Genomic DNA, 12742 nt, shown 5'->3' with positions numbered 1-12742 from the left:
CATAACTTACTGGGAAATAACCACAGACCCAAAAACTATGCCAGAGAATGGAACATCTTTTGTGATGACTAATTTGAAAGGTAATCTCAAGAAAATCTTGGGAGATTTGTATGGATTAAGAACATGAGTAGAGTATGCTTTTCGTCAGTGTAAACAAGAATTAGGATGGACAGATTACCGTTTTACTAAGTTTAAGGATATCGAAAAATGGTGGGAAATAATTTTTTGTGTGTACACCATGATTAGTTTAAATTCTCCAGCTTTTTTATCTTTAAATAAATCGACAGAAGTGGGCAATAAGGTGACAGATGCTGATGATATCCAGGTGAGTAATCATCAACAATGGAATCATAAAGGTGGATGGAAAAATCTGTTAAACAATTTTCGTTTACTGATTCAACCCATTATGATGTTATGGATTATTTTTCCCTGGTTAGATATTTTGCCTAATAGTAACTTATTGCTGGGATTGAATCAGCTAATTAGTGAAATTAATCAATATCAATTCTTTTTTAATTCTGGATAATCTGACTTATTTGTTAATCATTGAATTCGGAGAGTGACAGAAGAGGGCTATAGCAATTATACGACTTGTGAGGTACAAATTTTTGGTTTTTAGGGAGCAGGGAGCAGGGAGCAGGGAGCAGGGAGCAGGGAGCAGGGAGCAGGGAGCAGGGAGCAGGGAGCAGGGAGCAGGGACTTCGGAAGAGGTAAAAAATAATGTGTACCTCATAGCTACGATAAACGCTATATAAGAAGTGTGGGGAGATAGGGAGATAGGGAGATAGGGAGATAGGGAGATAGGGAGATAGGGAGATGGGGAGATAGGGAGATAGGGAGATAGGGAGATAGGGAGATGGGGAAGATTTTTATTGTTTTGCCTTGTCAGTCCGTTCTGTTGCGGTAATCATGAATGGCACCTCAAGTAGCGTGGCTGATGGCTGATGGCTGATGGCTGATGGCTGATGGCTGATGGCTGATGGCTGATGGCTGATGGCTGATGGCTGATGGCTGATGGCTGAGGTTAGTAGCAACGTTATGACGACCGTGATCGCCAAACTCTTGGTTAATCGCTAAAGCTTGCTGATAATAGTCTAGAGCTTGGCTATACTTCCCTTGGTTTTTATATATCGATCCAATGTTGTTGAATAGATTCGCAATTCCTATGGAATCGTTCAACTTTTCGCTAATGGTTAAGCCTTGCTGTAAGTAATCTAGGGCTTGATTGTACTTTCCCCAATTTATGTAAACTAAGCTAATATTATTGAGGAGGATTCCAGTAGCTTTCTGGTCATCAATGTCTTTAGCAATAACCAAACCTTGCTGGTAGGAATCTAGGGCTTGGTCATACTTGCCCTGAGATACATAAACTTGCCCAATAAAATTGAGAGCATTTATTTCTTCAGAGCGGTCTTGGGTTTTTCGGGCAATGGCTAGGAGTTGCTGATAAGACTCCAGGGCTTGCTGATACTTTCCTTCCCTGATTTGAGCTAGTCCAAGCCCTACCAGGATACTTGCTTCAATGGAGGTATTGTTAAGTTTGCGGAAAATCTCTAACGCTTGTTGGTAGTAGTCTATGGCTTGGTCATGGTTGCCCAATGCATAATAAGCTAGCCCAATCCTCCAAAGACTTACACCTTCTCCCGTGAGATTTTCAAGTTTTTTGGAAAGGGCTAAAGTTTGTTGGGAATAGTTTATGCTTTGCTGATAGTTTCCCTTTTCATAGTAAACCTGTCCAATATTAGCAAGGGTACTCCATTCCTGAACTTGATTCTTGACTTCCCGGTGAATAGCTAAAGCTTGCTGATAATAGTTGAGGGCTTGGTCATACTGTTCTTGCTTTTGGTAAAGTGTAGCAATATTACCAAGGGTGGTGCTTTCCCCAGCTTGATTCTTAACTTCGCGATGAATAGCTAAAGCTTGCTGATAATAGTTGAGGGCTTGGTCATACTGTTGCTGTTTATCGTAAACTAAGCCAATATTATTGAGCGCAATTCCTTCCAGCTTACCCTTACCGAGTTGGCGATGAATAGCTAAAGCTTGCTGGTAGTAATCTAGGGCTTGGTCATACTGTTCTTGCTTGCGGTAAAGGTAAGCAATATTACCAAGAGTAGTGCTTTCATCAGCCTGATTCTTAACTTCCCGGTGAATAGCTAACGCTTGCTGATAATAGTTTAGGGCTTGGTCATACTGTTTCTGGTTATAGTAAACTAAGCCAATATTATTGAGCACAACTCCTTCCAGCTTACGCTTACCCAATTCTCGCCGAATAGCTAAGCATTCCTGGTAAACCTCAAGGGCTTTGACATACTCTCCTTTCTGGTTGTAAATCCCTCCAATCCAAAATAGAATATTCTGTTCTAATCCCCGAAAACCAGTTGGTTTAGTAATGGCTAATGCCAACTCCAGGGTTTCTAGCCCTTTATCCAATTCCCCTTGATTGTTATACAGTATTCCCTTCAAGGTCAGGGCTACACCTTCTCGTAATTGATAACCCTCTTCTCGACTCAGGGTATGAGCTTGTTCCAGAAACTCCCCAGCTTGGTTCAATTTCCCTGACCTGATGTAAGCTGAGCCGATCCAATTCAGAGTGTAGGCTTGATAGTAGCGTGCTAGAATGCGATCGCGAAGCGTGGCCAAAGGCCAATCGCGTAGCGGCTCTTTCAGAGCATCGCTTTTCTCAGTCTCACCTACTTCTTTGATAATACTCAGACCTTGCTCTAACCTATCAAAGGCTTTGTCATACTCTCCTTGGGAGGAGTAAACTGAGCCAAGATTAACCAGTGCATAACCAATCCCAAGCTGATTACCTACTTCTTGGTTAATAGTTAGGGCTTGCTCCAACAACTCCAGAGCTTTAGGATAGTTTTCTTGACTGGAATAAACTGTTCCGATATGGGTGAGGGTTTCCCCTTCTTCCTTTCGCTCCCCTAGACCTTGACGAATTTTCAGAGCTTGGTGCAATGCTTCCAGGGCTTTGGTGTGTTGAGATAATAGATTGTAAACCTGTCCAAGGCCATTAAGAGCTTTAGCTTTACCGGAAGAGTTTTCCAATTCCCGATAAATCGTCAATACTTGTTGATAACTCTCCTTGGCTTGAGGCAACTGACCTTTAACAAACTCTGACCTTGCCCTATCCAATAACTGCTCCGCTTGAGTGGCTTGGTCTGGAGTGCTTTGTGCCACTGCTGGAGCAACTCCCAAATTTTCTGGGGCTAGGATCGGTGAGAGCAGGCAGAGTAAGCTAGCACTAGCTAGCTTGAGACAGAATACAGGAATAGTAGAGTAAGTACCCATCGACAAATCAGCCACTTGGTAGTTTCTTACTATATATCCTTAGGTGGTGCTACTTTTATGCAAATTTTACTAAGGAAATTTTAAATTGGGTGAGGGAGTAGGGAGTAGGGAGTAGGGAGTAGGGAGTAGGGAGTAGGGAGTGGACGAAAAATTGCTGTGGGAATTAAAGGGTTCGACTCCCCTTCAGTCATTGAAGTCTCTGGTTAACGGTCAACGGTCAACAGTTAACAACAAACCAGACCAGGTAATGACGTCTAACACACGAGTACCCATTTACCGCTAACTAGTACTAGTTTTTCGCTAACTAGTACTAGTTTATCACATACCAGTACTCGTTTCTCGTTAACTAGTACTGGTGTATAACAAATGGGTACTGGTGTATAACAAATGGGTACTAGTTTGTTATATATTAGTACTCGTTTTCGTTAACTAGTACTGGTGTATAACAAACTAGTACTAGTTTTTCGTTAAACTGTACTAGTTTATCACTTAACAGTACTCGTTTCTCAGTAACTAGTACTTGTTGCTAATATACTAGTACTAATGTATCAAAAACAGGAACCTGTTTGTTCTAAACGAGTACTATTTTCTCACATGCCAGTACTGGTTTGCTGTTTTATCGGTGCTATAGCGGAAATTCAATTAACTTATATGGAGAAGGGCATAGGTAGGGTGAGTTAGGGGCGGACTTGCCCTTATTGTTAGCTTCGTAGCCAGGGTTGAGATAGTCCGCCCCGTAACGCACCACCTATTTTCTCACATGCCAGTACTGGTTTGCTGTTTTATCGGTGCTATAGCGGAAATTCAATTAACTTATATGGAGAAGGGCATAGGTAGGGTGAGTTATACCGAGTTGCATTCAAAGAGAGTAGATTAGTTGGATAGGGAGATGGGGAGATGGGGAGATTGGGAGATGGGGAGATGGGGAGATGGGGAGATGGGGAGATTGGCGGAAGAGAAAGTTGTACCTTTGACCGCAACTTAGTATTAGGGGCGGACTTCCCCTTATTGTTCGCTTCGTAGCCAGGGTTGAGATAGTCCGCCCCGTAACGCACCACCGGGTCAAACTGAATTTTAACAGGATGGATGTTCAATCTTGTAAATTTTCCACATCAGCTAAATCTTGTAACCTTCCTGATGCTTGTTTATTTTTTATAAGATTGTCTAAATCAATAAAATTAACCGATATATCGTCAATGATTACCTCGATTTTAGCCTGATAACAGGTTTCAAAATCCTCAGCGGTCAGCGGTCAGCGGTCAGCGGTCAGCTTAAAATAAACCTCGTTGGTGTAGCGTGCGCATCGTGCAAACTGGAGAATTTAATATAGAGAGATTTTAGTTAGTTTAAAGTTTGGGTAAAAGTGAGATTCACCCCCCTGTTCCCTGTTCCCATATCCGCTGTTCCCTTTGCTATTTGGTATAGCGAGGATGACCATGTACAGCTACTGCATAACCACCAATTACTAAATACTTTACTTGATTATCGTTTAATAATTGTATAAACTCTTTGAAGTCTTGGTTGAGCATTGTTGTATTGATAGTGGTGGTATTGCTGACGGATTATTTCTAGGGCTTATAAGCGTTTTTTATAGGACTGTTTTCGCCAGTAGCTAAAATCGCTTTTTTGTTGCTTTATTTTTAGTTTATTAACTACTTTTTCCATGATTTTAGTGATTGTTAAAGATTACAAATTAGTTTAAACTATAAAAATTACCACCTCGGCTTAAAAATCCCTAGTAGAACATAATATCCTACAGTGGATTTCAATCCGCGCCCCAAACCTCCCACACTGACCACGCTTTCCATATTTACCACACTTTACTCTCTCTACCACACTTGCCACACCTCTGATGACAACCCCCCAAGCTATTGACTGGAATTCCCTAGCCTCGGAACTTACCGGAATAGAAATTATTGATGACCCAACCCAAGTCGCTAAATTATCCCTAGACTACTACCACTTCAGTCCGGTACTGGAATCCCAGCTTAAAGATAAACGGGGGAACATCGTAGTTCGTCCCACTACGGTGGCGGAAGTCCTGGAAATAGCTAGGGTTTGCGTTAAGTACAAAGCTCCCCTAACCGTAAGAGGCTCAGGCACTGGTAATTATGGTCAGTGTATCCCCCTCAACGGTGGTCTGATTCTCGATACTACTCGCCTCAATCAGATTAACTGGATAAAACCGGGTTTAGCCTCTGTTCAGCCTGGGGTCAAGCTAGCCGCCTTTGACAAAGAAGCTCATAAAATTGGCTGGGAATTGCGCATGGCTCCCTCTACCTATCGCACCGCTACTATTGGTGGGTTTATTGGTGGCGGGAGTGGCGGCATTGGTTCCATTACTTATGGAGTATTACGCGATCGCGGAAATATTCATGCTCTCCAAGTCGTCACCCTCGAAGACCAGCCCCGTGTGATCGAATTACGGTCAGATCAGTTGCAGAAGGTGAATCACGCCTATGGCACCAATGGCATTATCACTGAATTAGAAATACCCCTAGGACCAGTCTATCCTTGGGCTGAAGTAATCGTAGTCTTTAATGACTTTATGACTGCTGCTAGATTTGGTCAAGCCTTAGGTGATGCGGATGGCTTGATTAAGAAACTGATTAGCATTCACGCTTGGCCAATTCCATCCTACTTTGCCGCTCTCAGCAACTACCTTCCGGAAGCTAAGCACTGTGCCTTGCTGATGATAGCGGAATCTTCCCTAGAGCCATTCCAGGATTTAGTTCGGGAGTATGGTGGAGAGGTCACTTACCAGAAGACTGCCCTAGAAGCGAGTAAGGGAGTCAGCCTAGCAGAGTTCACCTGGAATCATACCACCTTACACGCCCGTAGTGTTGATCCCAGCCTCACCTATTTACAAACCTCATTTGTGAATCTGGAACAGGTGGAGCATTTTTATCAGCACTTTGGGGATGAAGTGATCATGCATTTAGAATTCATGCGAGTAGCAGGACAACTCATACCAGTGGGACTACAAATCGTTCGGTATAGTTCTGAGGAGCGTTTAAATGAGATTATTCGCTATCACGAAGAGTATGGCGCTATGATTGCTAATCCCCACACCTACATCTTGGAAGATGGGGGTATGAAAACCGTTGATATGGAACAGTTGCGGTTTAAGGAAATAGTTGATCCCTATGGATTGATGAATCCTGGTAAAATGCGAGCCTGGGAGCATCGGTAGAGTAAGGAGTGTGGGGAGATGGGGAGATAGGGAGATGGGGAGATGGGGAGATAGGGAGTAGGCAAAGATAGGGAAGTGTGGGGAGTTAAAGAAATATGGACACAACTGGACTCGAACCAGTGACCCCCACGATGTCAACGTGGTGCTCTAACCAACTGAGCTATGCGTCCAAACCATTCATTATGATAGCACATATTTAGAATATAGCAATTTTAAACCCTATAGCAAAGGGAGCAGGGAGCAGGGAGCAGGGAGCAGGGAGCAGGGAGCAGGGAGCAGGGAGCAGGGAGCAGGGAGCAGGGAGCAGGGAGCAGGGAGCAGGGAGCAGGGAGCAAAAGATTTCCTAAGCTTTGCTTCGACTGCTATAGCAATTCTCAGCAACCTTTGAGGGAAATTGCTATTGCTAGCATGCCTATTGCTAGCATGCCTATTGCTAGCATGCCTATTGCTAGCATGCCTATTGCTAGCATGCCTATTGCCTCTTGCCTCTTGCTAGCATGCCTATTCCCTATTCCCTATTCCCTATTCCCTTTCCTTCAAATTCTTTTGAAGGAGGACATGACAGATTAGTTCTGCTAAAATATCCTGGTCGTTCAGCCTTTACCAGCATCTTTATCTTTGAGTCAACCAATAGAGACCGCCAGTATCGATACATTAGCCCAGGAACTCGCAGCCATACAGCAAACTGGTTCTAAGCGAATTGCCTTGTTGGGGTCACGTCACGTTCCTATCACCCATCAGAATCTAATTGAGATGATGAGCTATGCCTTAGTGCAAGCCGGTAATCGTCTGATTACCTCTGGTGCCACTGGAACCAACTTAGCTGCCATTCGAGGTGCTATGCGAGCCGATCCGTCCTTGCTAACGGTAATTTTGCCCCAAAGTCTTCAGCGACAGCCACTGGAATCCCGAAATTACTTGGAGAAGGTAATGCATTTGGTGGAAAACCCCCAAAATGATACCTTGTCTCTCGCTGAAGCTAGTGCCTTGTGTAATGCCGAAATTATTGCCCGGTGTCAGCAGTTAATTTGTTTCGCATTCCATGATAGCCGTACCCTCCTGAACACCTGTAAGGAGGCAGAACAGCAAAGTAAGGTTGTTACTCTGTTCTATTTTGATTAGTTGTGATTAATTGTAATTAATTTTGATTAGTGTGAGCTAGACTATGCATCTATCCGGTTCGGGAATTTTACTTTACTGTATTGTGGGGGCAACGGTTTTAATATATCTACCGTATCTGGTAGTTGCCTACAGCCGTTTCAAACTAGGCTATGACCAAAGTGCCCCTCGCGCCATGTTTGATCAGCTACCGCCCTATGCCCAACGAGCGACTTGGGCACATCAGAACTCCTTTGAAACGTTTATTGTATTTAGCGCAGCAGCGTTGATGGCCTATATAACGGGTCAGAATTCAACCCTCGCCATCGGGTGTGCGATCGCATTTGTAATTGCCCGAGTCTTCTACTCGGTGTTTTACATTCTCGATATTCCCTTGGGGCGATCGCTGATGTTTGGCATCGGCTCTCTTTCCACTGGTACTCTGTTTGTTCTGAGTCTAATATCATGTCGGGATAATTACCCTTAATAAAAATCTCCCCATCTCCCCATCTCCCCATCTCCCCATCTCCCCATCTCCCCATCTCCCCATCTCCCCATCTCCCCATCTCCCCATCTCCCCACCCTCCCTCTAATTATGGGTATTCAACCTGACTTGATATAAGCAGCGTCAGTGGCTAGACCAGATCAAGTCCACTTGCTTCGGGCCTTGATAGTTTTGGTTGTTGGTCATTTGTCTTGAGAGCCACCAGGTTGAGCCACCTCCCCAAGACTTATGGGCTTATTCAAGACTGATGCTACCGGGCTTGATATCAATAGGTTTAAAAATTTTGTATAGGGTGCAACAAATTTCCATTTTGGTTTTAAGCTGTTAGATAGTGAGTCACTATTGCTCACGGCCTACCGCTGACCGTTATTAATTATGGCTAGTACCTATTCTTTTGATATTGTTAGTGACTTTGATCGACAAGAGTTGGTCAATGCTGTGGATCAAACTATTCGTGAAATCAAAAGTCGTTACGACCTCAAAGATACTAAAACCACTGTCGAATTAGGAGAAGAATCTATCACCATCAATACTGATAGTGAATTCACCCTAGATGCTGTGCATACTGTTATTCGTACCAAAGCCGCGAAACGGGAACTTTCGCAAAAAATCTTCGACTATGGTAAAGTAGAATCAGCTAGTGGTAATCGTGTCCGCCAAGAAATCACGCTAAAAAAAGGCATCAGCCAAGAATATAGTAAAAAAATCACCAAATTGATTCGAGATGAATTTAAAAAAGTACAAGCCTCGATTCAAGGTGATTCAGTTAGAGTATCTAGCAAATCTAAGGATGACTTACAAGATATCATCCAGCGGTTGAAGCAAGAAGATTTGCCGATTGCTTTGCAATTTACTAACTATCGCTAAGTAAGCATTCAGCCTTCAGCTATCAGCCGTCAGTCGTCAGCCGTCAGCCGTGAGCTAAAAGCTCACGCTACTTGAGGTGCCGTCAGCTTATTTTATTCAAAAGCACATCAAGGTGGCACAGGCTTCTAGCCTGTGACCCATAAGCTGATAGCTGATAGCTGATAGCTGATAGCTGATAGCTGATAGCTGATAGCTGATAGCTGATAGCTGATAGCTGATAGCTGATAGCTGATAGCTGATAGCTGATAGCTGATAGCTGATAACTGATAGCTGATAACTGATAGCTGATAGCTAAATGCTTACACTCTAGACTACTATGGCTTGATCCCAGAGATGACTTCCTTAGCTGCTGCTAATGTGCGGTCAATATCCTCCTCGGTGTGAGCTAGGGAAGTAAATCCTGCTTCAAATTGTGAGGGGGCTAGGTAAATCCCACGCTCTAACATGCCCCGATGGAAAGCAGTGAATTTGGATGAATCAGAGGTTTTGGCATCATCGAAGTTGTGAACAGGAACACCAGTAAAGAACATGCCAAACATAGCGCTGATGTAACCACCAGTAGTTGCATGACCAGCATCTTTAGCAATTTGCAGTAATCCCTCGGAGAGCTTTTTAGTAATACTATCTAGCTGTTCATAGGTACCCGGTTTCTTCAGTAACTCCAGGGTTTTAATGCCTGCTGTCATGGCTAGAGGATTCCCAGAAAGGGTTCCGGCTTGATACATTGGCCCTGCTGGTGCCACCATCGACATGATATCCTTTCGTCCGCCATAGGCTCCCACGGGCAAACCACCACCGATAATTTTACCTAGGGTAGTCAGGTCAGGAGTGATGCCAAATTTATCCTGAGCACCACCGTAGGCAATCCGGAAGCCAGTCATCACTTCATCAAACACCAGTAGAGCGCCATGGTTTTGAGTCAGTTCCCGCAAGCCTTCAAGAAAACCAGGCACAGGAGTGATGAAACCAGAATTTCCTACCACCGGTTCTAGGATGACCCCACCAATCTCATTGGGATATTGCTCAAATAAAGCTTTAACGGCGTCCAGGTCATTATAGGTAGCGGTTAACGTATTAGCAGTGGCCGACTTAGGAACACCAGGGGAATCCGGTAAACCTAGAGTAGCGACTCCAGAACCAGCTTGTACCAGCAGCATATCGGCGTGACCATGGTAGCAGCCAGAAAATTTGATAATTTTGTCCCGTCCTGTGAAGGCACGCATCAGTCGCAGCACTGCCATACAGGCTTCGGTGCCAGAATTAACAAACCGCACCATTTCAATACTAGGAACGGCGTCAATCACCATTTGTGCTAGCACGTTCTCTAGGGCAGAGGGAGCTCCAAAACTGGTACCCTTATCTAGAGCCTGGTGCAATGCCCCAATAACTTCTGGATGAGCATGACCGCAAATGGCTGGTCCCCAGGTACCTACATAGNTTTTCAACAAAGGCAGGCAGCAACCAAAGTCTATTGTGATCGCCTTGATAAAGGAAATCACGCGCTGCTTCTACAATAGATTGAGCATCTGGATCCCCCAAGTCTACATTTTCTGAATTAAAGTAGAAGGCATTATTCAACTGAATATCAAGTTTTTCACGATCATCATGACTTGCATGAAAATTAGTCTCACGCAAACGCTTTCTTTCCTTAACAACAGGGCTAAATTCAGTTAAGGACTCAAGTGTATATCCCAATGGTTTTGTTTTAAGAGCTTCGTTGGCAGCATCTAGACGTTTTACTAGATATGGGATATCAATAACCTGACCATTTCTTAGATGTTCAGGCAAAAACTTAAATTCCAGATTGCTGTGTTGCAAAAAATAATTCTCCTTATCTTTTAAGAATTATAGCAATTCTACGACTTGTGAGGTAAAAATATCTGGGTTTTAGGGAGCAGGGAGCAGGGAGCAGGGAGCAGGGAGCAGGGAGCAGGGAGCAGGGAGCAGGGAGCAGGGAGCAGAGACCAGAAGATTTCTTAAGCTTTACTTCGACTGCTATATTGTTTTGTTAAGTTTTAGTAATAATAGCTAGCTTTTGATCACAATAAAATTCAATTGATTTAATATCATCAATAAAATTCATAATTTCATTTCGGAATAAATAGTTATTTGATAACACCCCAGAGCCATTCTTAAGATTTTTTAATTGCACCAATAATTCGATAGTTTTAGGCACATCTGGAAGTTTATCTTCGTAACTTGGACTTTGCCAATGTAAGTCCTCAATAATGTAAATACCATTTGGTTTCAAGGAAGGAAATAACAGAGCAAAAGCTTGTTGTTGATGAAAAGAAGCGTGTGATGCGTCATCCAATATCACATCGTAAACAACTAAATTTTGCTTACCTTCAAGCTGAGCTGTAACCTTCACCAAATTGGTAATATCATTTTGGCAACTTAAATCACCCTTGACAAATTTAAAGTTTCTAACTTCTGATTCTAAATGACTAAAATCATTAATATCAAAACCATAAACATGCCCATTATCAAAATAGTCTGTCCACATGCGAATTGATGGCATGTCAGTGGGGATTCGACTTAACAAGTGATCACCGAACTCGGGACCACCAATACATAAGCCAATTTCTAAGAAGGTGATAGGTTTTGATTTGAGGGGCAAAAACAACGTTTCATATATGAGCGTGTAGCCATGTTTATCGAAATACTCAGTTCCTTTATCCGATTGGTATTTATTGGCAAGCTCAGTTAGGTTGAATGATTTCATTTAGATTTTCAATCGATAGTTTGTCAAGTTCACTGAGTAAATATACTTGTTGGCTTTATACGGATTTTGCTGAACACTATTGTATAGGGCGTAGCGCTATATCGTTTTTTCTGATAATTTCACGCTTGAACCAACCTTGAAAACCTTACCAAACAATTCTAAAGTACAGGTCATAGCAAGGAATATGCCACCTAACGACCTTCAAGCTAGCGGTGCGTCACCATCTTTTGGGCAGCCCCATCTTCGCCACCCCCCAGAGCATCCGCTTTGGTCAATAGTTAGGCAACACAGACCACCTCAAAACTCAAGCAATCCCATATCACCAGATCAGGCAGAAAAACCAAACCTCAGAAACGGCCCGCATCTACGTCCTGGATGAACTGGATCAGACCTTGGAAATAAACTTGCTGGTCGTCGTAGAGTGTTAGGTGGCTACCGTTTGAGCAGTGGAGGTAACGGCCATTCTGCATCGCGACCGCCTTTGTCACACTTGCACTACCAAATACTGAAATCCCCTGTGCCCCATCCATTGGGCACAGGGGACAGGGGTCAAAAAAACCCCCTAAGAGCGATTAGAAACTGACAGCAATCCAACCTATGGTTTCGGTTGTATGTTTTCCATCTGACAGAGCCTGCCTTGGACCACCCCGAACTAATTCGTTCATTTTGAACTTAAAGCCCTTCGTGGTTACATCTGCGATCCTGACACCAGGGGTATCTGCTCCATTAAAGGTTTGAACCATTGGAATCACGATCACATCTGAGCCTTCCCGAAATGGCTCTGCGAAGAACACTTCTTTAAATGTGCTTGTGTCATTATTTTTTGTTACCACTGGGCCTGGCGAAGACAGCTTAATAATGCCTGCTTGAATCGACGCATGAGCTGGGGTAGCAATGAGTACCAGTGCAGCCATCAAAGACATGAAAAATATCGCAACTCGCTTCATAATCTCCTCCTTAAAATGTGAAATGAGAAAAGCGAAAGAAGTCTTTTAGAGTTAACCTTGCTAAGAGTATCGTGAGCAGAACTGATACTGCCCATGTAATTTTGGCATGT

General features: G+C 43.4%; 10 protein-coding genes, 1 tRNA gene and 2 pseudogenes. 6 read left to right on the top strand and 7 right to left on the bottom strand.

All coding sequences use genetic code 11. From position 1 onward, the window contains the following. A pseudogene (locus tag F6K57_RS09805) lies at positions 1-526 on the top strand (transposase); the annotation flags it as partial. 6 nt (positions 527-532) lie between these two features. Here F6K57_RS09805 and F6K57_RS09800 read toward each other — a convergent pair. Together F6K57_RS09800 and F6K57_RS09795 are read right to left on the bottom strand one after the other, a co-directional pair. Next, on the bottom strand, positions 533-733 hold the full coding sequence (locus F6K57_RS09800; protein ID WP_293066994.1) for a hypothetical protein: 201 nt from the start codon (positions 731-733) through the stop codon (positions 533-535). Between the two features lie 188 nt (positions 734-921). Continuing rightward, positions 922-3312 (bottom strand): tetratricopeptide repeat protein, encoded by a 2391-nt coding sequence (locus F6K57_RS09795; protein ID WP_293066991.1) that lies wholly within the window; start codon positions 3310-3312, stop codon positions 922-924. A 1837-nt stretch (positions 3313-5149) separates the two neighbouring features. On the opposite strand from F6K57_RS09795, the gene F6K57_RS09790 reads away from it, so the two are divergent. Continuing rightward, a complete protein-coding gene (locus F6K57_RS09790; RefSeq protein ID WP_293066988.1) occupies positions 5150-6490 on the top strand; it encodes an FAD-binding oxidoreductase in 1341 nt (446 codons plus the stop codon). Between the two features lie 96 nt (positions 6491-6586). On the opposite strand, the gene F6K57_RS09785 is transcribed toward F6K57_RS09790, so the two are convergent. Then, a tRNA-Val gene (locus tag F6K57_RS09785) sits at positions 6587-6660 on the bottom strand. 49 nt (positions 6661-6709) lie between these two features. Then, positions 6710-6871, bottom strand: coding sequence for a hypothetical protein (locus F6K57_RS09780; RefSeq protein ID WP_293066985.1), 162 nt, complete (start codon positions 6869-6871; stop codon positions 6710-6712). Positions 6872-6874: 3 nt separating this feature from the next. On the opposite strand from F6K57_RS09780, the gene F6K57_RS09775 reads away from it, so the two are divergent. From F6K57_RS09775 to F6K57_RS09760, 4 genes are all read left to right on the top strand, one after another. Next, a complete protein-coding gene (locus F6K57_RS09775; RefSeq protein WP_293066982.1) occupies positions 6875-7060 on the top strand; it encodes a hypothetical protein in 186 nt (61 codons plus the stop codon). Between the two features lie 48 nt (positions 7061-7108). Then, the gene (locus tag F6K57_RS09770) at positions 7109-7612 is read left to right on the top strand and encodes a DNA recombination-mediator protein A (protein WP_293019466.1); all 504 of its coding nucleotides are present in this window, start codon (positions 7109-7111) and stop codon (positions 7610-7612) included. Between the two features lie 43 nt (positions 7613-7655). After that, positions 7656-8075: an MAPEG family protein gene (locus tag F6K57_RS09765; protein WP_293019467.1), complete on the top strand. Its 420-nt coding sequence runs from the start codon at positions 7656-7658 to the stop codon at positions 8073-8075. A gap of 393 nt (positions 8076-8468) precedes the next feature. Then, on the top strand, positions 8469-8960 hold the full coding sequence (locus tag F6K57_RS09760; RefSeq protein WP_293019468.1) for a YajQ family cyclic di-GMP-binding protein: 492 nt from the start codon (positions 8469-8471) through the stop codon (positions 8958-8960). A gap of 314 nt (positions 8961-9274) precedes the next feature. Here the strand turns inward: F6K57_RS09760 and F6K57_RS09755 are convergent. The 3 genes and pseudogenes from F6K57_RS09755 to F6K57_RS09745 form a co-directional block, all read right to left on the bottom strand. Then, a pseudogene (locus tag F6K57_RS09755) lies at positions 9275-10499 on the bottom strand (glutamate-1-semialdehyde 2,1-aminomutase). A 469-nt stretch (positions 10500-10968) separates the two neighbouring features. Further along, the gene (locus F6K57_RS09750; protein WP_293066978.1) at positions 10969-11685 is read right to left on the bottom strand and encodes a hypothetical protein; all 717 of its coding nucleotides are present in this window, start codon (positions 11683-11685) and stop codon (positions 10969-10971) included. A gap of 572 nt (positions 11686-12257) precedes the next feature. Further along, the gene (locus F6K57_RS09745; protein ID WP_293066975.1) at positions 12258-12632 is read right to left on the bottom strand and encodes a hypothetical protein; all 375 of its coding nucleotides are present in this window, start codon (positions 12630-12632) and stop codon (positions 12258-12260) included. Positions 12633-12742: the final 110 nt, after the last annotated feature.

Origin of the sequence: Moorena sp. SIO4A5, assembly GCF_010672005.1 — a bacterium.
GTDB lineage: Bacteria > Cyanobacteriota > Cyanobacteriia > Cyanobacteriales > Coleofasciculaceae > Moorena.
The sequence above is the reverse complement of the archived record's forward strand: the minus strand, read 5'-3'. Positions and strand labels throughout refer to the sequence as shown.

Bases quoted from the DNA above. Each gene is read 5' to 3' on its own strand.
- F6K57_RS09750 (WP_293066978.1), bottom strand. From the start codon at position 11,685: ATGAAATCATTCAACCTAACTGAGCTTGCCAATAAATACCAATCGGAT.
- F6K57_RS09800 (WP_293066994.1), bottom strand. From the start codon at position 733: ATGAGGTACACATTATTTTTTACCTCTTCCGAAGTCCCTGCTCCCTGC.
- F6K57_RS09745 (WP_293066975.1), bottom strand. From the start codon at position 12,632: ATGAAGCGAGTTGCGATATTTTTCATGTCTTTGATGGCTGCACTGGTA.
- F6K57_RS09790 (WP_293066988.1), top strand. From the start codon at position 5,150: ATGACAACCCCCCAAGCTATTGACTGGAATTCCCTAGCCTCGGAACTT.
- F6K57_RS09765 (WP_293019467.1), top strand. From the start codon at position 7,656: ATGCATCTATCCGGTTCGGGAATTTTACTTTACTGTATTGTGGGGGCA.
- F6K57_RS09760 (WP_293019468.1), top strand. From the start codon at position 8,469: ATGGCTAGTACCTATTCTTTTGATATTGTTAGTGACTTTGATCGACAA.